At 58.1% G+C, this 20,683-nt stretch carries 14 protein-coding genes and 1 tRNA gene; 9 read left to right on the forward strand and 6 right to left on the reverse strand.

The window, feature by feature from the left end; genetic code table 11:
• Positions 1-36: 36 nt before the first annotated feature.
• The 5 genes from AC1DXO_RS16660 to AC1DXO_RS16680 all read right to left on the reverse strand — a co-directional run bounded on the left by AC1DXO_RS16660 (position 37) and on the right by AC1DXO_RS16680 (position 7,023).
• The gene (locus AC1DXO_RS16660) at positions 37-1,500 is read right to left on the reverse strand and encodes an aldehyde dehydrogenase family protein (RefSeq protein ID WP_476979293.1); all 1,464 of its coding nucleotides are present in this window, start codon (positions 1,498-1,500) and stop codon (positions 37-39) included.
• An 87-nt stretch (positions 1,501-1,587) separates the two neighbouring features.
• Positions 1,588-4,032 carry a TonB-dependent receptor gene (locus AC1DXO_RS16665; RefSeq protein WP_476979294.1) on the reverse strand — a complete coding sequence of 815 codons (2,445 nt, stop codon included), beginning with the start codon at positions 4,030-4,032 and terminating at the stop codon, positions 1,588-1,590.
• Positions 4,033-4,268: 236 nt separating this feature from the next.
• Positions 4,269-5,156 carry an alpha/beta hydrolase gene (locus tag AC1DXO_RS16670; protein WP_476979295.1) on the reverse strand — a complete coding sequence of 296 codons (888 nt, stop codon included), beginning with the start codon at positions 5,154-5,156 and terminating at the stop codon, positions 4,269-4,271.
• Between the two features lie 9 nt (positions 5,157-5,165).
• Positions 5,166-6,287: an NAD(P)-dependent alcohol dehydrogenase gene (locus AC1DXO_RS16675; RefSeq protein ID WP_476979296.1), complete on the reverse strand. Its 1,122-nt coding sequence runs from the start codon at positions 6,285-6,287 to the stop codon at positions 5,166-5,168.
• 178 nt (positions 6,288-6,465) lie between these two features.
• Positions 6,466-7,023 carry a DUF1579 domain-containing protein gene (locus AC1DXO_RS16680; RefSeq protein WP_476979297.1) on the reverse strand — a complete coding sequence of 186 codons (558 nt, stop codon included), beginning with the start codon at positions 7,021-7,023 and terminating at the stop codon, positions 6,466-6,468.
• A gap of 426 nt (positions 7,024-7,449) precedes the next feature.
• Between AC1DXO_RS16680 and AC1DXO_RS16685 the strand changes: the two genes are divergently transcribed.
• Positions 7,450-9,609: a KAP family P-loop NTPase fold protein gene (locus tag AC1DXO_RS16685; protein WP_476979298.1), complete on the forward strand. Its 2,160-nt coding sequence runs from the start codon at positions 7,450-7,452 to the stop codon at positions 9,607-9,609.
• A gap of 431 nt (positions 9,610-10,040) precedes the next feature.
• Here AC1DXO_RS16685 and AC1DXO_RS16690 read toward each other — a convergent pair whose 3' ends face one another.
• A complete protein-coding gene (locus AC1DXO_RS16690) occupies positions 10,041-11,264 on the reverse strand; it encodes a hypothetical protein (RefSeq protein ID WP_476979299.1) in 1,224 nt (407 codons plus the stop codon).
• A gap of 213 nt (positions 11,265-11,477) precedes the next feature.
• Here AC1DXO_RS16690 and AC1DXO_RS16695 point away from each other — a divergent pair.
• From AC1DXO_RS16695 to parE, 8 genes are all read left to right on the forward strand, one after another.
• Positions 11,478-11,562: transfer RNA gene (locus AC1DXO_RS16695), tRNA-Leu, on the forward strand.
• A 193-nt stretch (positions 11,563-11,755) separates the two neighbouring features.
• The gene (locus tag AC1DXO_RS16700) at positions 11,756-12,016 is read left to right on the forward strand and encodes a hypothetical protein (protein ID WP_476979300.1); all 261 of its coding nucleotides are present in this window, start codon (positions 11,756-11,758) and stop codon (positions 12,014-12,016) included.
• 738 nt (positions 12,017-12,754) lie between these two features.
• On the forward strand, positions 12,755-13,093 hold the full coding sequence (locus tag AC1DXO_RS16705; RefSeq protein WP_476979301.1) for a P-II family nitrogen regulator: 339 nt from the start codon (positions 12,755-12,757) through the stop codon (positions 13,091-13,093).
• A 40-nt stretch (positions 13,094-13,133) separates the two neighbouring features.
• The gene (gene glnA / locus AC1DXO_RS16710; RefSeq protein ID WP_476979302.1) at positions 13,134-14,540 is read left to right on the forward strand and encodes a type I glutamate--ammonia ligase; all 1,407 of its coding nucleotides are present in this window, start codon (positions 13,134-13,136) and stop codon (positions 14,538-14,540) included.
• Between the two features lie 392 nt (positions 14,541-14,932).
• Positions 14,933-16,381 carry an ammonium transporter gene (locus AC1DXO_RS16715; RefSeq protein WP_476979303.1) on the forward strand — a complete coding sequence of 483 codons (1,449 nt, stop codon included), beginning with the start codon at positions 14,933-14,935 and terminating at the stop codon, positions 16,379-16,381.
• Positions 16,382-16,662: 281 nt separating this feature from the next.
• Positions 16,663-17,307: a TorF family putative porin gene (locus AC1DXO_RS16720; RefSeq protein WP_476979304.1), complete on the forward strand. Its 645-nt coding sequence runs from the start codon at positions 16,663-16,665 to the stop codon at positions 17,305-17,307.
• A 394-nt stretch (positions 17,308-17,701) separates the two neighbouring features.
• On the forward strand, positions 17,702-18,352 hold the full coding sequence (locus tag AC1DXO_RS16725) for a TorF family putative porin (RefSeq protein ID WP_476979305.1): 651 nt from the start codon (positions 17,702-17,704) through the stop codon (positions 18,350-18,352).
• Between the two features lie 131 nt (positions 18,353-18,483).
• Entirely contained in the window at positions 18,484-20,568 is a 2,085-nt protein-coding gene (gene parE, locus AC1DXO_RS16730) for a DNA topoisomerase IV subunit B (RefSeq protein ID WP_476979306.1), read from the forward strand.
• The last annotated feature ends 115 nt before the right edge of the window (positions 20,569-20,683 follow it).

Consider the following 20,683-nt stretch of genomic DNA (forward strand, 5'->3'; position numbering starts at 1 on the left):
TGCGGCCGTTTCACAAGCCGCGGTTACAGATAATAACTAAAATGGATAGGGCGTGGCTTGCGCCTTGGCCGTCATCCATTTCCACGTGGTGAATTCGTCCCAGTTCGCCGGCCCGGATATGCGGCTGCCATTGCCGGACGCGCGGCGCCCGCCAAACGGAGCGCCCGGTTCCGCCAGCACCGTCTGGTCGTTGATATGCAGATGCCCGACATTCAGGCGCTCACCCAGGGTCATAGCCCGCCCATAGCTGCCGATGACCGCCCCGACCAGGCCGGCCTCGCCCAGATGGGCCAGCTTGACCGCCTCGTCCTCGGTTTCGAACGTGGTGATAGCGGCCACCGGCCCGAAGGTTTCGTTGTCGAAGATCGGCATGCCGGGCCAAACCCCGGTCAACACGGTCGGCTTGTAGAACAGCCCTTCAAAGGTGCCGCCCGCCGCCAGTTTGGCGCCGGCCGCGACCGAACCCTGGACCAGGCTGTGAACCCGGTTGCGCTGGCTTTCGGAAATCAACGGACCCAGTGCGACCTGGCGCGACATCGGATCGCCGACCGGCAGATGCGTCGCCTTGGTCACCAGGCGCTCGATAAGGGCCTCGGCGATCGATTTTTGCACCAGGATGCGCCCCGTTGTCATGCAAATCTGCCCCTGGTGCAGCCACGCACCCCAGGCGGCGTTCGAGGCCGCCGCGTCCAGGTCGGCGTCATCGAGAATGATCAGCGCGTTCTTGCCACCGAGTTCCAGGCTGACCTTTTTCAGATGCCCCCCTGCCAGGGCGCCGATACGCCGTCCGACCGCCGTCGAACCCGTGAAGGTGATCATATGGATATTCGGATCGGTGCACATGGCTTCACCGGCTTCGACGCCGCCCGGCAGAACGTGCAGTAAACCCTCGGGCAATCCCGCCTCCTCGAACACGCGGGCGATCAGAAGTCCGCCGGTGATGGGTGTGCGCGGATCCGGCTTAAGGATGACGGCATTGCCGGTCGCTAGGGCGGGGGCGACGGCGCGAATGGACAAGACCAGCGGGAAGTTGAACGGGGAGATCACCGCCACGACGCCATGGGGCACCCGCATGGCCAGGCTCAACCGGCCCGGCGTACTCGGCAGGGCGATCCCCTGCCCTTCGCTGGCCATGGCGGCGGCATGTTCGACGAAGCCCGCACCGTGTTCGAGCTCAATCTGACTCTTGGCCTCGATCGATCCCGATTCCCGAATCATCCAGTCGAGCGTTTCCTTGCCCTGGCCGGCCAGGATACGCGCCGCCTTGTACAGGATAGCCGCGCGTTCTGTCGCCGGGCGGGCCGCCCAGACCACTTGCGCCTCCGCGGCGATTGCGGCCGCTTCGGCGACGTCCGCGGCATTGGCGAGGCCTACGCGGGTCAGGACCCGGCCGGTGGCAGGTTCCTCGACCCGCAGGGTGCCCCCCTTGGCCGTTCGCCAACCCTTGGAAAAAATGCGGTCGTTCCACACGGTTTCGGAAAGCAACGGTTGGTCGAACATGGATATATCTCCAGTGGGAACAAAGAAAAAAACGCGGCGCCAGAAATGCGATGGGAGGCTCCAGCGCCGCGCAGTCACCCCATACCGCTACGAGCGGAAACGCAGGGTGACGAAGTATTCGCGCGGGCGGCTATAGGTTCCGGCGGTCAGGCCGATGGCGGCATTGGCATTGCCGGTGACGAGATAGCGTTGGTCGGTGGCATTGGAGACGCCCGCCGCGATTTCCCAGTTGGCGTTGGCAGGTTGCCAGGTCACGGTCGGGTTCCACAGGCTGACGCTCTTTTGCATCAGCATGGGCGTGTTGATCGTGTCTTTCGCCATACCGCTCTTGAAGCTGTAGTCCACCCGGTACTTCAGCCAGCCGGCGCTGCCGATTTCCTGACGGTAGGCGATACCAAGATTGGCCGTCCAGTCCGGAGTATTGACCAGCTTGTCCTTCAGGTTCAACAGGACCGTTCCGGTGGAAGGCGCCGTGATCGATGTGTAGTGCGCATCGATATAGCCGACCGAGGCATCGACGGTCAGCCCGCTTGTCGGCCTGGCGGTCGCTTCGATTTCTACGCCGCGAATTTTCGCTGAACCGCCGTTGAAGAAGGTCGGCGACACGCCCTGGGTGACTGTGACTTGCATATTCTGGTAGTCGGTGTCGAAGGCCGCGACATTCAGGCGCAGATGGCGATCGAACAGTTCCGACTTGATCCCCAACTCGTAGGTATCGGCCAGCTCCGGTGTGAAGCCGGGCGCGATATTGTCCATCGTCGGTGCGGTCAGGCGCGTCGTCCAACCACCCGACTTGAACCCCTGGGCATAGGACACATAGGCCATGACCCGTGGCGTGAACCTGTAATTGACGCCCAGGCGCGACGACACATTGTTGAACTGAACTGAATGCGGCCCCTTCGGATAGATCAGCGTCAGGTCGTTTTGGTCGGGATAGAAGACTTGTGGATAGCCGGCCTTGAGCGCGAACATATTGAGGTCTTGCTGGCGTCCGTCGAACCACTTGTCTTCCTGGGTGTAGCGCACGCCCACCGTGACCGACAGTTTGTCGGTGATGTCGAAATTATTATGGGTGAAGACGGCAATGGACTCATTGCGGAAATCGTTCGGGCCGTAAACCTGGATCAGGCCTTCGAGGAAGGGCACCGTATCGAGCAGGCTGCCGCTTTCGTGGAAATAATAGGCGCCGACCAGGGATCTCAGGCGCCCGCCGAAAGCGGTGAGGTTCAATTGCAGTTCTTCCGAAACCTGCTTTTGCTTCATCGTAAAGGAGGTGTCGCCGACGACGAACGGTGCGCCTCCGAGATCGGTGCCGAAACGCCCGACAAGGCTGCGATACCCGCTGATCGAACGCAATTTGAGCGTGTCCGACAAGGTCCAGTCCGCTGTCAGCGCCGCCCCACCGGTGTCGATGTCCGAATAGTTGCTGCCCTTGGCGTAGGTCGTATCGATATCGCCCGTCACAAAGCGATTGTCATAAGGCAAACGGTTGGCGCCAACCAGGTTCGAGCCTGTGGTGGCGATGTTCTGACACATCGGAATGGGCGCGCCCATCAGGCATTCGTTATAGATTGTGGCGATGGTCTGTTGCGGACCGGGCGCAGAATAGTTGACCTGGACATCGAGCAGCGATTCCGGCGCCGCTTCTTCCCGGGCGCGGGTGCCGTCGACCGACAGGTTCAGCCGGAAAGAGTCGGACACGATCCATAACAGCTTGGCGCGCAGGGTCTGGGCATTTTCATTGCCCTGACGGTCGTCGCCGCCTGGCGCCTCCGAGGTGTAGAATCTGCCGAGATCCGTGTCATAGGCCGAGGCACCCGGAAACGCGATGCGTTTCTGGTAACCGTCCCGGGTCTTCGACGAAAATGACACCGACGACAGGAGCTTGTTGTCGATCAGAGGTATATCGACCGTGACGCGCGCGTCGAGACGGCTGAAGGCGCCGGCTGTGACTTCGGACTTGAAGTCGAAACTGTTTTTCGGATCCGCAGTGACGACGCTGACGGCGCCGCCGATCGTATTGCGGCCGAAAAGCGTGCCTTGCGGCCCTTTGAGGATTTCGACGTGGTCGATATCGAGCAGGTCCTGGGCGGCGCCGACCGTGCGGGCGAAATAGACGCCATCGACATAGAGTCCGACGCCGGGCTCCATATTAAACGCGAAATCGTTCTGGCCGATGCCGCGAACATAGGCGCTGACGATCTGCGACGAACCGGCGAAGGGCGACGCGTTGTCGATATGGATATTGGGCGACAGGTCGGAAATCTGGGTGACATTGGTCAGGCCGCGGTCCTGCAACGCCATTGCGCTAAGGGCGGTGATGGCAATCGGCACCGACTGGACGTTTTCCTTGCGCTTCTGCGCGGTGACGACGACCTCGATGACCTGGTCGTCCGAACTGGATTGCATCGCGTTTTGGCCAGAAGCTTGGGTAGTGTCTTGGGCATGCGCAAGATAGGGCGAAGCGGCCAGCGCCGCCAGAATGGTCGAGGTGAGAAGAAGCCGGCGCTTCCATGACAAATGGACGAGCATTGTGTTTTTCCCTGTGCTTATTAGTTATGAGTTATATTTATTCTCCGACCACGCAGTCGTCTTGGGCAAATGCGAAAATGACTTGGTCAAAAACGAAATTCGGGAATGGAATTTACCAGGGCAGCGATGGTGGCGCCGCGCGCGCACGGGTTGCCCCGGGGCTCATGATTGAGCCCCGGGGCAACGAAACGTGTATGCGTGATTGTCACAATGGCCGCCGGCCACACCCCTTGGGGTTACGCCAACCGGGCCTTGATAAAGTCGCCGGCCTCGTCGATTGACGCCATACCCTCATCGAGCATAGGTGCGAACAACTGCCAGGAATGGCACATGCCGTCCCAGATCTTGAGCTCGGCGGGCACCCCGGCCTTTTTCAGGCGCTCGACGACGGTGACGGAATCGTCCCGTAGGATCTCGCGGCTGCCGACGTGGACCAGGGCGGGCGGCAGGCCGCTGAAGTCGGCATAAAATGGCGTCACGGCCGCTGATTTGCGGTCGCCGTCGCCGATATAGCAGGCATTGAATATCGCCATCAGTTGCGGGGTGAGCAGCGGGGCATCCGTCACCGAGCGATGCGATTGGCCTTCCCCCGCCAGGTCGAGCGCCGGCGACATCAGTACAAGCGCCTCGGGCAGGCGATCTCCGGCCGCTTTCGCCCGGACAGCTGTCGCAAGGGCCAGGTTGCCGCCGGCGGAATCCCCGGCCAAGGCGACCTTCACCGGCGCGCCGGCCTTGTTCAACGCCCACTGATAGGCGACATAGGCGTCGTCATGGGCGACAGGCGCCGGATATTCCGGCGCCAGCCGATAGTCCGGCGCCAGGACGGGACAACCGGCTGCCCTGGCCAGGTGCGTCGCGATCACCCGGTGCGAACGGCTGGAGCCAAAGACGAAGCCGCCACCGTGATAATAGATAATCAGTTTCGTTTCATCGCCGCCGAAAGGATGAATCAGGTCGCCACCCACGGGTCCGCATGGCACGCGCTCGATATGGCAATGGCCGGCGACGGGCGTTTGGGCATTGCTGGCTTCGAACCAGGCGCGCAATTGGTCGGGCGTCGCGCCCTCCGGCGGTGGGTTTTCCGCGGCAATGCGCAGAATGAAGTCGAGTTGTTGCCTGGACATGGGTTCCGCCTACTCCGCCGCCGCCATGCGCACGATGGGTTTTATGGTCTTGCCGCTTTCCGAGTCGTGGATGGCGTCATTGATCTCGTCGAGCCCGTAGAAGGTCACCAGGCGGTCGAAGGGGAAACGCCCCTGCTTATACAGATCGATCAGCATGGGAATGAAGATGTCCGGATCGGACTCGCCCTCGACAATGCCCTGCAGCCGGCGCCCGCCGCTCATGAAGTGGGTCTCGTTGAGGCTGATATCCCAGTCGGGCGGCGAAGCGCCCAATATGCCACAAGCGCCCATGGGGGCGAGACTCAACACCGCTGAGCGGATGACGGTGGGCAGCCCGGTCGTGTCGAGCGCGAAATTGACACCGTAGCCGGTGATCTTCATCACCTCTTCGACGGCATCGGACTTGCCGGGATTCTGGCCGGGATTAATGACATGCGTCGCCCCAAGATCTCTCGCCAGGGCCAGCCGGTCGTCGTTCATATCGACAGCGATGATGGTCGCCGCGCCCACGACCCTTGCTGCCATTACCGCCGAAAGCCCCACCGACCCGGTGCCGAACACGACGAACGACTTGCCTGCGCCGACCTTCAAGGCGTTCATCACGGCGCCTGCGCCGGTCTGGATACCGCAGGCCAATGGGCCCAGCAGGTCCAGCGGCACGTCGTCCGGCACCTTGACGACATTGATCTCATGGCAGATGGCGAAGGTGGCAAAGGACGACTGGCCGAAGAAATTGCCGTGGACGGTCTCGCCATTTTTCGACAAGGCGCTGGTGCCATCGCTGCGCATCGCAAAGAAATTGCGTGGGAAAAATTCGTGGCAGTAGCTGACGTGATGGTCCTGGCAACTGGGGCAACGGCCGCAGGCATTGAAGGTCATGACAACGGGATCGCCGACCTTCACCTTGGTGATGGTGCGGCCAACTGCGGCGACGACACCCGCCCCTTCATGACCCAGCACAACCGGCAAGGGCGTCGGCAACTTGCCATCGCGGACGACCAGATCGGTATGGCACACGCCGGTCGCCGTGACCTTGACCAGGATCTCGTTGTCCCTCGGTGCCTCGAGCGTCAGGGTTTCAAGGGATAGAGGTCCGCCCTGAACGCGAGCGACAGCGGCCGTGATCTGCATGAAAAGGCTCCCTGACCGCGATCGTCTGCACGTCGCGTTTCAGGTCATGTTTTATCCTGTGGCAGCAGAATCATCTTGGCCAAATGCGAAAATCATTTGGTCAAATACGAAATCTATTCAAACATTTCGCAGTCCGGAAAGGTTGGATGGCGGTGCAACCCCGTGGAGGTCGGTCCGCTCAAGAAATTCGCTCGAAGTCCATGATCCAGTTGGTCGCCCAGGTCTGCCCGTCGTCCTCGGACGTGGCCTGTTCCCAGCGCGCAGTCTCATGTGTGATGTCGGACCATGTGTAGCGTGTTCGCGTCGTATGTCCGTCGACAGTGCTTTCGGAATAAAAACGTCCGACGCCATTTTCAAAGCGGCCGATGACGGGCGGATCCATGGGCGAATGCGGTTGTCGCGAGTCGATCCACCAGATCGCCCAGGTGCCGGTCTGTGGGTCATACGCTCGCACGGCCACGCCATAGGTCACGCCGGCGGGCCGATTGAAGGTGTGTTCTTCGATATTCACACTGCCGTCGACGGCGAGTCGGTCGCTGCAAACGCCATCGAATGCAATCCACTGGCCGTTTCGGAGGATGCGATGGTGGACGCGCCACCGCCCGACCTCGAAGTCGAAATCATGCGAAGCCGTTTGCGCAACCGGCGGAGCGGGCGGCGACTCCGCCTTTGTCGAGGTCGTAGTGACTCCGACGAGAAGCGCCGAAAGCGCGAGCGGTGTGAGAGCAAACTTCATTTAACGTCCTTATCTGCAACAGCGAAGGCGAGCGCGAACACAGTCGCCAAATCGACGCCGAGAGCTGATGGCGAGGCAAGGTTTCACCTTCGGCCTGCTCATCTGGCCGTTATGGCATGGGATACCTGTCAAGGTACGTCAGGAATGTGCCGACCCGCACCAGATGCGGGGCGCGGCGAAACCTGTTTGATCACCACTAATTGTGCAATTGATAACCTGTCATGTAATCCGTTGCTGCCATTTTATAGCCAACGACGGTCGTGCATCGTTCATTCCAGCTCCCCGCGGGCGCAAGGGGCTAAGCGCCATAGCCGAGATATCAAGGCGATTGAGAATGGACACGCCCTAATAGTGCGCAAATCTTTTACACTTACTCTTGTCGCTTCGGCGGACAGGTATCACAAAGAAAAAAACGGGAGCTGTGCGATGTCTCGATTCTTTAACGACAGTCCGATTGAAACCGCGAACGACGATCAATACGGCATTTTGCCATTTGCCCGAGCAATCGCTAAAAGCATCCAAGATATATCGGCCCCCATCGGGACAACAATAGCGATCAACGGTGCATGGGGGGCTGGGAAAAGCAGCGCGATTAATCTTATTCGCAATGAACTGGATGCGCAGAGCGGTTCAAAGCTATCTATCCTGGATTTCAAATGCTGGTGGTACCGGGGCGAAGAAGCGCTGACGCTGGCGTTTTTTCAGGAACTCAACAGCACGCTAAAAGTGACCCTCGGCGAGAAGTTCAAAAATTTGATCCCGGCGCTGGGTAAGCACATGCTGCAGGCAGGTCCGGTATTGGGAGCCGCGGTATCCTTCGCACCCGGAGGAGGCCTGTTAGGGCCACTTGTCAGCGGAGGCGCTGATTTTACTAAGCGGTTTTTCCCTGAGGAAGATCCTTTAGAAAAGACCTTTGCGAAATTATCGAAAGTATTGCAGGAGCAGCAGCAGCGTTTTCTGGTCATAATTGATGATATAGACCGACTCTCAGCCGACGAAGCACTTGCCATCTTTCGATTGGTAAAGTCGGCAGGACGTTTGCCGAATGTGATGTACCTACTCGTTTTCGACCGTGAACTGGCGGATGCCGCCGTTCAGCAGCGTTATCCGTCTGAAGGCCCGCATTTCCTAGAGAAGATAATACAGGCCAGCTTTGAACTGCCATCACCCATACAGACTGATCTAAACAATGCGTTATTGGCGGGGGTAGAGCGCATTTGCGGGCCGGTTGCCGATATCGAAATCGTACGCTTTATGAATGTCTTTTATGATGCTGTAGCGCCGTTCCTTCTGACGCCGAGGCACGTTACGAGGCTGATAAATGCTATGACCGTGACTTGGGCGGCTGTGAACAATGAGATCGACAAGGCCGATTTTGTGGCGCTGGAAACTCTACGGCTATATGAGCCGAAGCTTTACAATGCGATCAAATTGAGCAAAGAAATCGTCACAGGATCGACAGGTTTCAATCGCCAGGATTATCGAAACGAAGCGAGGTTTAACCGCTTTATTGAGCAACTTGATCCAACACATAGAGACACGGCCAGGGTTGTTCTCCTACGCTTGTTCCCAGCCTTAGAGGAAGTCATTTATGACGGCGGGTTCACCCGGCAGTGGGATGCAGCGCGACGCGTTTGTGTCGGTAAGCATTTTGACACTTATTTCAGGCTGTCACTGAGCGAAGAAGCTATTCCGACAAAGGAATTGCAGGAAATTATTGATAAGGCGGACGACATCGAATTTGTCAAAGGGGCATTTCGTGGGGCGAGCCATCGCTTACGTAAAAGCGGAAAAACTATGGTGCCTGTGCTTCTTGATGAACTCACTTCGCACGCCAGGCAGATTGAAAAGGACAAAGTCACGCCTTTTCTGGCTGGAGTGTTCGCCATCGTTGATGAAATAAGTCACGATCAAGATTCAGAGAAAGGATTCTCGTTCGGAAATACGCCGCTTAGGGTTCACTGGCTCATGAGGCGACTGACGGAAGATCGTTTTTCCATTGAAGAGCGCACTACCCTTTATCAAGCTGCTCTCGGGCGTGCATCACTTGATTGGTTAGTGGACTTCGTTGATTCAGCCGTTTGTGATTACGTTAAGCGTGATGGCGAACCGGCTAACAATCCCCACGAAAAATGTCTGGTTTCGCCTGATGCTATCGCGGATTTAAAGCAACGGGCTTTGGCAAGGTTGCGGGAAGCAGCGACCGGCGGCGCTCTTATCCAAAGCAACAACCTGTTTTCAAACATCTACCGCTGGCGCGAGTTTAGCGATGACAACGGCACAGAAATGAAAGCATGGCTTTCAGAGGCCATGAAAGAGGATGCTGCGCTTATTGCCATAGCGAAGGCGTTAACAAGCGAATCTTGGTCTCAGGGTATGGGTGGATTTAGCGGCGGCCTAAATGATCGGGTAGCGAAAAGGAACATTCGCGCGACACTACCAGGCGACACCGAACTTTTTGACCAAGCCTTATTCAAAGCTGGATTAGAGAGGATCGTGCGAGAAAAACAGCACTCTGAGGAAGATGTCCATGCTGTTCAAGTGTTTCTCGATGCACTCGAAAGCCGTAGCAGAGACCATGATTAGCGCAAATGCCACTCTTGTTACCGTTCAATTGATCTCAGCTAACTGTCGGTTTTGATTTTGGACGTAATGAGCGAGAGTTTTAACCTCGTCCTTAACTTCTTGGAGAGACCCGTGTCCATTTTCGACATCGTCAAGCAATCCGTCAATGTAACTTAGGATTCTGGCGTTGCTTTCCCCCCAAAGAACGATCTCAGACCGTAAAACCTCTAATGCCTTCTCAGTATGCTGAATTTCGGAGCTATGCTTTCGTTCAAAAGCGTCCGGCTTCATTCGTTGGGCCAACGTTTTACGCATGGGTATCCTCCGTAAGTTCCGAAAGTTTATGCCTGAGTCGCGTTCTCTCTGCCACAACGGACCGAATAAGATGCACTGGCCATCGCCGCCCTTTATGTCAGACAAAGCAGCGCCTGCTGAATGGCGGGCGGAAATCGTTACTGATTCGTTCCCGCAGCAGACGGTGCCGCTACATATGGCTGGTGCATCAGCCAGTTGTAGATAGCGATACGCACTAGGCAACTGAGGTCGCGAAGGCGGGTTTGTTCGTCGGCGCCACGAACGGACATCGAAAACGTATTGAGATCGTCTTCAAGGACAATGCTGCCGTGAGCCAGGAGCGAGCGTACGCGGTAGAATTCGGATCGGGTGCGTGCGTCGCTTGGATGCGGCGGGACGTATTCGTCTAAAAACTCACGGAAACGAGCGGTCGGTCCCTTGCCGGTTCGTTGATTACAGGTTCCGCAGCGCTCATCCATGCCAGGCGGCATCAGCGCCTCTATCGCGCATACAAAGGCGTTGTAACTAGCTGATCGTGATCGCTTCCAACTGTCCCGCGCGTTCTGATACCAGAATGCGGCCCGCTCATATTTTTCCCAAGCCAGTTCGGGCAACATGCTGAGTTGATGGAGAGCAATTTCCAAAGAATCCGAAATATGATGCACGTCGCCAACGGTGATATAGTTTCCTGTGTAGAAGTCCTGGAATGGCCGCGCAGGCATTGGTTCTAACCCGTCGAGGGGCGTGAAGTCATTGGACATGCCTGAGAAGCCTTCATACCAGTAACCCGCTTGTCGATATTGGCTGGGGCCGACGCCGTGCTCGGTGGAACCGTACACCCAATTTTTATGGCCGCTGGCGCTCTGAAAATGGAAGCCAAGAGCCATAAGCGGTGTGAGGGCAAGTTCCAGCTTGCGCAGCCGTTTTGAACCGCGCTTCATGGTTACAAGCATTTGCAGGGGGCCGGAAATCTTGGCTTCAAAGATGAACGGATGCTCGGCAATAAACTGATCGGGTTTCGGGGCCTCGGAAGGCACGGGGACAATCTGAAAATCATCACCCCACCGGAAATAGCCAGTGGTTGGGAAGGCAGAAAATCCGATTATTCGTGCCACAAGCGTTGGCCCCGGTGCGAGGAGTTCGTCGGCAATAAGTTGGCGGATGGCGTCTAAATCACCATCACGCAAATCGGGTCCCCTCGTAAGGCCCGTCAACGCACCCCTCTTGGAGAAAATGAGTTGTAGCGCGCAGGCGTCGTGGTCGCGCCCAAAGGTCACTTGTCTGTCCGATGGGTAGGACGCGTGGCCGTAGAACCGCAACAGCAAATCGCTCAGTTCGGATAGATCGACCTGCGTTGCGCCGAGGGATTCTAGGAGATTCATCGCACTCTCAAATGGCTGAGTAAAACAGGAAACTGATCACAGCGACCAGTCCAAGTATATGCATTGAATCGCCTTTCCGGTATCGGAATTGCGAATGGAATTACGGTGACAGTTTGTTGGACTTCCGTACTTATTCCCCGCTATTGGCACCTCCCACCGTATCATTCCCTTGACCTCTTTGCCACTTTCAGCCAAGAACCGCGGCTTGGACCTGCGGATGTGGCGGAACTGGTAGACGCACTGGGTTTAGGTTCCAGCGCCGCAAGGCGTGGAGGTTCGAGTCCTCTCATCCGCACCATCTTTTCAGAGCCAGGAATAAATAAAATTGCCGGGCGCCGGCGGGCTTACCGAATCGTCACGCGCACCCCATAAGATACGCATTGGCGCTTAATGCGCCCGCGCCGCAGTTTTCCTGATACAGTGGGCTGCAGTCCGTCTTTGAAACGGTCACCGATGACGTTCAAGGCGCCCTTTACATTGGTGGAGTTGTCATGAGTTTCCGTCTCTACGAAAGTGCCTGGGTCCAGGTCGAGGGCATAGACCAGCCGCTTCAGGCCCATAAGGATCCGCAGAACCTAGCCGCCTTTAACGTCGGAGAGCATCGTTACGACATCGACGCCCGCCCCCTCCCCGGCCATGGTGACGTGCCGAAGATTCTGTCGATTCTCAGTTTGGAAGCGGTGCGTAAGGCCGGTCTTCGCAGTGATTACGGGCCGGTATTTAATGATCCGCCGGAGTCCAAGCGGCGTTGAGCATTGGAGGCCGTCGACCGAACCGTTGCCTATGTAGCGGAGTTGCCCCCCTCCGTCGCCGACAAGCGGCGACACCTCCCCCGTAACGCTTCGCTACGGTGGAGGACTGGCTAGTTGAAACTGTCCAGACAGGATGCGCAGACGATAAGCCCCCCACCGTCACGGCTTACGCGCCGAAGAGGCGCGAGCGCCGCGCCACGCCACGGGGCGCCCCGCTCCCCCGCGTGGCGGTGGAGTATAAGAAAAACAAAGACCTATACCACTCGGTGGGTGGGGCGGGGCAACCGGCCCGCTGACTAGACAGTTGCACCTGTAGTAGAATGCCCCTCACCCGGCGCGCCGCGCCGGCCTCTCCCCGTAAAGTGACGGGAAGAGGCAATTCAATATGGCGTCGACACTCCACCGCAGCGCAGCAATGCCGCGGAGATCGCCGTTGATGGCGCGACTGTAGGGCCACAGGGCGCCAGGATAATTGCAATTGAGACCGGATATCCCGTTGTGAGGTGCGGCGCGGAGCGATTCGGGTAAATTTTCCCTTTGTGCACGGCGAATCTGAGTTAAAACGCAATTTCCCTTTGAAATTAGGCCCTGCCGGGTCTAAAGCCGGAGCCCGTGCGTTCACGCATCGTAATCGTTTTTTACAGCCATGTGAGCCTTTCCTTATCGAAACGGCTTGCAATCTTGCGCAATGCAAACAAGTTACGACGTTGAACGGTCTAAAAGTTTTATGGATAGCTCATGAAAAAGATAGAAGCCGTCATTAAACCCTTCAAGCTCGATGAAGTGAAGGAAGCCCTTCAGGAAATCGGGGTGCAAGGGATGACTGTACTGGAGGCCAAGGGCTACGGCCGCCAGAAAGGTCACTCGGAGCTTTACCGAGGCGCCGAATACGTTGTTGATTTTCTGCCGAAGATCAAGATCGAACTGGTCGTGGCCGACGACCTTGCTCCCGCCGCCCTGGAGGCCATCCAGACCGCGGCGCGCACGGGCAAGATCGGCGACGGCAAAATCTTCGTGAGCGACGTTACCGACGTCGTTCGCATCCGAACCGGAGAGTCCGGGCCGCAGGCGGTCTAGACCTCTTCAATAATTCACTGGCTTCATGGGGCGTCAAAATATGACATCTGCCGACATTCTCAAGCTCATCAAGGACAAGGACGTCAAGTATGTCGACGTTCGCTTCTCCGACGTGCGCGGCAAACTGCAACACGTGACCTTCGATATCGACCTGGTCGATACCGACTTCCTCGATGACGGCACCATGTTCGACGGTTCGTCGATCGCCGGCTGGAAGGCGATCAACGATTCGGACATGAAGCTGCGTCCCGACCTGAAGACGGCCTATATCGACCCCTTCTATCAGCAGACGACCCTGTTCCTGTTCTGCGACGTCGTGAATCCCGACACCAACGATCCCTATAACCGCGATCCGCGCTCGATCTCGAAGAAGGCCCTGTCGTACCTCAAGTCGGCCGGCGTGGGCGATATCGCCTATTTCGGTCCTGAAGCCGAATTCTTCATCTTCGACGACGTGCGCTGGTCGATCACCCCGGACAATACCGGCTACGCTTTCGACTCGACCGAATTCCCGCACAACTCGGCCAAGGTCTATCCTGAAGGCAATATGGGCCACCGCCCTGGCCCGAAGGGCGGCTACTTCCCCGTCAATCCGATCGATTCGTGCCAGGATCTGCGCGGCGAAATGCTGGCCGTCATGGGCGAAATGGGCATGGAGCCGGAAAAGCACCACCACGAAGTGGCGCCCGCCCAGCACGAACTGGGTCTGAAGTTCTCCGACCTGCTGACCATGGCCGACCGCCTGCAGCTCTACAAGTACGTCGTGCAGAACGTCGCTCATGCCTATGGCAAGACGGCCACCTTCATGGCCAAGCCCTTGTTCGGTGACAACGGTTCGGGCATGCACGTTCACCAGTCGATCTGGAAAGACGGCAAGCCCCTGTTCGCCGGCGACAAGTATGCCGGCCTGTCCGACATGTGCCTGTGGTACATCGGCGGCATCATCAAGCACGCCAAGGCGATCAACGCCTTCTCGAACTCGACGACCAACTCCTACAAGCGCCTGGTCCCGGGTTACGAAGCCCCGGTCAAGCTGGCCTATTCGTCCCGCAACCGTTCCGCCTCGATCCGTATTCCGTGGGTGTCGTCGCCGAAGGGCAAGCGCCTGGAAGCCCGCTTCCCCGATCCGATGGGCAATCCGTACCTGACCTTCACCGCCCTGCTGATGGCCGGTCTCGACGGTATCGAAAACCGTATCGATCCGGGCGCACCGGCGGACAAGGACCTGTACCACCTGCCCCCGCAAGAGCAAAAGAACATCCCGGAAGTCTGCGGCAGCCTGCGTGAAGCCCTGGAAAACCTGGACAAGGACCGCGCCTTCCTGAAAAAGGGCGGCGTCATGGACGACGACTTCATCGATTCCTACATCGACCTGAAGATGGAAGAAGTCATGAACCTCGAACTGCGTCCGCATCCGATCGAATTCGAGATGTACTACAAGTGCTAGGTTCGGCCGGAAGACCGGGCACCATGCCTTGGTCTTCCGGACGAATATAAAGTTTCCGAATCACCGGCCGGCCCTTGCGGCTTGCCACTTCGGTTCCTATCTGCTACAGGCCGCCCCATATAAGGGCGGCCTGTTTTCATATTGCAGCGCAGCGTAATCGTTTCCCAAACGATATGCGATTTTAAGTTTCCGCGGCAACTAAAATAGTTTCATTTTCAACGACATCAAAATGTGGGGTTTACGGCCTCACAGGCCACATTTTGACACATAAATGACGCAAAGCTCCCTGCGTTCCGGCTTGATGCTTTGTTAACCTCACAAACTTCTTTGCGATCCCCCGAAGTCACGGCACTGTGAGCACGTGCAATATCCACTTATCCAAGGGGGATACTTTGAAAACGTGGACCAAATTCTCCAGAGTAGCCGCTGCGGTCGCTGCTCTTCTTCTGGTGGCCCCCGCTGCCAGTGTTACTTTTGCCCAGGACGCGGCGCCCGCCTCGGCCGAAGCTGCCGTTTCCGAAGCCGCTGCGTCGGTTGAGGAAGCGGTTGCTCCTGCTGCTGTCGAAGCGCCCGCTTTGCTGGGATCCCAAAAAGAACTCGCGCTGGATACGTCCAATACGACCTATCTGATCTTCTGTACCGCCATGGTGCTGATGATGACCCTCCCGGGTCTGGCGCTGTTCTACGGCGGTATGGTGCGTCGTAAGAACATCGTTGCGACGGTGACCCAGTCCGTGGCTGTGACCTGTGTGGTCGCGGTTGTGTGGTGGGCCATTTCGTATTCGATGGCTTTCGGTGTCAACGCCTCTGCAATCGGTCCGTTCTCGGCTGAGACCGTGAACCTGTTTATGGGCGGCTTCGACAATCTGTTGCTGAAAGCGGTCACGCCGACAACGGCCTACAGTGTCACGCCGACGATCCCGGAATATACCTGGATCGCCTATCAGCTGACCTTCGCCATCATCACCCCTGCCCTGATCACCGGCGCCTTCGCCGAACGTGTGAAGTTCTCGGGCCTGCTGCTGTTCATGGTTCTGTGGTCGATCATCGTTTACGCGCCGATCTGTCACATGGTCTGGGGCGGTGGTTATCTCGCTCAAAAGGGTGTCCTCGACTTCGCCGGTGGCGCCGTCGTTCACTGCAACTCAGGTGTGGCTGGTCTCGTCGCTGCTCTGTTCCTCGGCCGCCGCAAGGGTTACGGCTCGGAAAACATGGCGCCGAACAACGTCATCTTCATCATGGTCGGCGCTTCGCTGCTGTTCGTCGGCTGGATCGGCTTCAACGCCGGTTCGGAATGGTCGGGTGACGGTATCGCTTCGGCCGCTCTGCTGAACACCATCCTCTGCACCTGCCTGGCCGGTATCTCCTGGAAGGTCGTCGAATGGATCTTCCGCGGCAAGCCTTCGCTGGTCGGCATTCTGTCGGGCATGGTCGCTGGCCTCGTCGTCATCACCCCGGCCTGCGGTTTCGTCAATCCGATGGGCGCCATGATCTGTGGTCTGCTGGCTGGTCCGGTTTGCTACATCTCGGCTACCTGGATCAAGAAGCTGCTGGGCTATGACGACTCGCTCGACGCTTTCGGCATCCACGGCGCCGGCGGTTTCCTGGGCGCTGTCCTGACCGGCTTCCTGGCTGATCCGGCTGTCAACTCGCTCGGCAGCCACGGCATGGAACAGGTCATGAAGCAACTCTTCGGCCTCGGCGTCACCATCCTGTGGTCTGCCGTCGGTACGCTCCTCATCCTGATCATCTGCAAGTTCACGACCGGCCTGCGGGTTTCGGAAGCGGACGAAGAAGCGGGTCTGGACGCGTCGCAACACGACGAAGTCATGGATCACTAAGCCTACTTAACCCAATCATAAACTGTTGCACAAAAGAGATAGGGCGCTTCTTCGGAAGCGCCCTGTTTTTGTTTGTGGATAAGCGGTCAGCTCACCGATGCGGCGAGTTAGTCACAAGGCGTGTGTACTTTTGGGCACAGTTATGGGTTAGTTGGCCACACCCCTTGGAAGACTGTCATATTTATGTAAATCTCGCTGCACTGCAAAAGATTACATAAGACGACGCAGGGGAAGCGCTTCGGATCGGGTTTGGCACACAACTCCCATCTGAGGATGAAAAAATGAAAAAGTTCCTGTTGGCCGTCGCTGCGGTGGCCGCCATTGCCGTCGCCGGTTCCGCTTCGGCCGAAGGCACCGTCAGCTACAACCTGGCTGCCACCAATGATTACGTCTTCCGCGGCATCAGCCAAACCGATGGCGACGGCGCCATTTCGGGCGGCATCGACTATTCCAACGGCATGTTCTACGCTGGCACCTGGGCGTCGAACGTCTCGTTCGGCCACACCTATGAAGTCGACCTCTATGCCGGCATCAAGCCGGTCGTCGACAAGTTCACGTTCGATGTCGGTGTCATCACCTACCAGTACGGCGTCGATGGTCTGAACTCGACCGAAGCCAAGGCCGCTGTCACCTACGCCCTGCCCAAGGGCACGATCGGCGCCGCCTTCTACGACAACCTCGACTATGGCTCGACCACCTATTACGAAGTGAACGGCTCGTATCCGATCACCGACAAGCTCAGCGTTTCGGGCGCCCTGGGTGAACAGAATCTGGGCGGCGCCAAGTACTCGACCGGCAATATCGGCCTGACCTACGCAATCTCCTCCAAGTTTTCGATCGATGGCCGATTCTCGGACACAAATATTCCGGAATGGATCACGCCTTCGAAGCCACGGATTGCTGTGACGCTTAAGGCCGCATTCTAATTTTTGGGCCCTTTTGTTCCGGCCCAGCCCGTCCCGCGTTTTGGGACGGGCTGGGCCTTTTCGCGCCTGCGATACCGCGGCGCACCAAAATGGTGTTGTTTTTATTGAATTTTATATGACAATATTTGCCGAGGCTGAAAAACCTCCGGCTCCGGACGGTTACACGGAGATCGGCTTTCACCTGTCAGGTGTGTTTTGGCCGGGCGATAGAATCGCCGTAAACCCTTGAATTAGACGTGGTAAATTTGCATCAAAGCGTTGCGAAACGACCAGTGGGGACTATACCGGGCCGGTTTTTTTGCTACATTAATCTGGGTTTTACCAACACGCCTAAACTGAACAAATGCCGGATCCGTGTTAAGCCGGCTGTAACCAAGGAACTGGGATTCTAACCATGAAAAAGACTCTTCTTGTCGCCGCTGTTGCCATCAGCGCTTTGTTTGCCGGGGCTGCTATGGCCCAAGATGATGCCGGCAGCCTGAGCTACAACATCGAACTGACCAACAACTACGTTTGGCGCGGCGTTTCGCAAAACGGTGACGGTGGCGCGCTGCAAGGCGGCGTCGACTACAAAAAGGGTATCTTCTATGCCGGCGCCTGGGGTTCGAACGTTGACTTCGGTCCGGATACGGCCAACACGGAACTCGACCTGTATATGGGCCTGACCCCTTCGGCCGGCGATTTCGCCTTCGACTTCGGCATCATCTACTACACCTATCCCGGCCAGTGCGACGCGTGCGACTTCAACGTCGGCGAACTGAAGGCCGCCGTTAGCCACCCGATGGGCAAGGGCACGATCGGCGCCGCCTTCTATCTCCCCAGCGAAACCCTGGAAGATCCGTACTACGAAGTGAACGCTGCTTATCCGATCACCGACAAGTGGTCCGTCTCGGGCGCCATGGGCAACTATGAAGCCGCTGGTTACACGACCTGGAACGCCGGTGTTGCTTACGCCATCAACGAGCACCTGTCGCTGGACGTGCGTTATTCGGAAGCCTCCAAGCTGCCGAACAACCTGTACGCCACGCTGAAGGCCGCTTTCTAAGCCACTCAGCTTCTGCTGAAAATAATCGGCCGCAGGTCCCCGGGATCTGCGGCCTTTTTCTTGTTTATACCCTTGCGAAGTTCTGTGTTTGATCTACTTGATCTGAAACGAATCACTGCATTGTAGAGTTTATGACGTCCACGACTCCCCAACCCAATCTGTTCAATCCGGGCCCAGAATCGCCAAGTGCACCGCCGGCCGAAACACCGGCGCCTAAACGTTCCGAGCCCAAACTGGTCGCATCCAATCCCGTGAAACCGCCCGAACCCGTACCGCACACGACCGATTCGAACTACAGCGCGTCCAGCATCGAGGTGCTGGAGGGTCTGGAGCCCGTCCGCCTGCGCCCCGGCATGTATATCGGCGGCACGGATGAAAAGGCGCTGCACCACCTGTTTGCCGAAGTCCTCGACAATGCGATGGATGAGGCGGTGGCCAATCACGCTAAGTCGATCTGGGTTGAGTACGACGCCGATGGTTATCTCAGCGTCCGTGACGATGGCCGGGGCATTCCGGTCGATCCGCACCCCAAGCATCCTGACAAGTCGGCCCTGGAAGTCATCATGACCGTCCTGCATACGGGCGGGAAGTTTTCGGGCAAGGCCTATGCGACATCGGGCGGCCTGCACGGTGTCGGGGCTTCGGTCGTCAATGCGCTGTCGGAGCGTATGGAGGTCACGGTGTGGCGTGACGGCTTTGAGTGGCAGCAGAACTTTGCCCGCGGCTACAGCCTGGCGTCGATCGAGCAGGTCCAGCCTTCGAAGAAGCGTGGCACCCGGATACGCTTCCTGCCCGACATCGAGATTTTCGGCCCGAATATCAATTTCAAGCCCGCCCGCCTCTATCGCATGGCCAAGGCCAAGGCCTATCTGTTCCGCGGCGTCCAGATCAACTGGAAATGCGCCCCGTCGCAGATCCACGACCAGACGCCGCCGGAAGACAAGTTCTTTTTCCCGAACGGCCTGGCCGACTATGTGGCCGAGCGTATCCAGGGCACCGAAGCCCTGTCGGAAATCTTCTCCGGCCGCGTCGAACGCAAGGATGACGCCGGCGCGGTCGAGTGGGCCGTTGTCTGGTCGGCGGCGGGCTTCGACGATCATGACAGCTTCGTCCAGTCCTACTGTAACACCATCCCGACCCCTGACGGCGGCACGCACGAGGCCGGCCTGCGCGCCGCCCTCACCCGTTCGCTGAAGGCCTATGCCGACATGACCGGCGAAAAGCGCGGCGGTTTGATTACCGCCGAAGACGTCGCCGCCAATGCCGGCATCGTCATCTCGGTTTTCATCCGCAATCCGGAATTCCAGGGCCAGACCAAGGACCGCCTGTCCTCCAGCGACGCTGCCCGCCTGGTCGAGCGCGCCCTGGCCGACCCCTTTGACCACTGGCTGACTGGATCGCCGAAGCAGGCCGAAAAGCTGCTGCTGTTCATCATCGAAAAGGCGGAAGACCGCCTCAAGCGCCGCAAGGACAAGGAAGTCGCGCGCGCTTCGGCAACCCGCAAGTTGCGTCTGCCAGGCAAGCTGGCCGACTGCGCCCGTCAGGACGCCATCGGGACCGAACTGTTCATCGTCGAAGGTGATTCGGCCGGCGGCTCCGCCAAGCAGGGCCGTAACCGCAATACCCAGGCCATATTGCCGCTGCGTGGCAAGATCCTAAACGTGGCTTCGGCAACGGGCGACAAGGCGCGCGCCAATACCGAACTGTCGGATCTGGGCCTGGCACTCGGTGTCCAGCCCGGCGCGCGGTTCAAAGAAGAGGATCTTCGTTATGAGAAGATCATCATCATGACCGACGCCGACGTCGATGGCGCCCACATTGCCAGCCTGCTGATCACCTACTTCTATCGCACCATGCCGGCCATGATTCGCAATGGCAACCTCTACATGGCCATGCCGCCTCTGTACCGGCTCAGCCATGGTAAGGAAACGCATTACGCCAAGGACGACGCCCACCGCGCCGAGATACTGGCCAAGCATTTCAAGGGCAAGAAACCGGAAATCGGCCGGTTCAAGGGCCTGGGTGAAATGATGCCGGCCCAGCTCAAGGAAACCACCATGGATCCCAAGACGCGGACCCTGGCCCGGGTCACCTTGCCGCACGATGAGGAAGACATCGAGAACCTGGTCGAGACCCTGATGGGCCGCAAGCCGGAACTGCGCTTCCGGTTTATTCAGGATCACGCCGAGTTTGCAGCAGAAGATCTCGACGTGTGATCACGTGATGGGGTCTGGGGCTTCCGGCCCCAGCTCTTATTTCTTTCTGCTTTTGGAGCCTTAAGGCCCAAAAGCAGAAAGAAAGTAGAAGTCTTGGGGCCACAGGCCCCAAACC

It is taken from the genome of Asticcacaulis sp. P2_C5, from assembly GCF_056404555.1.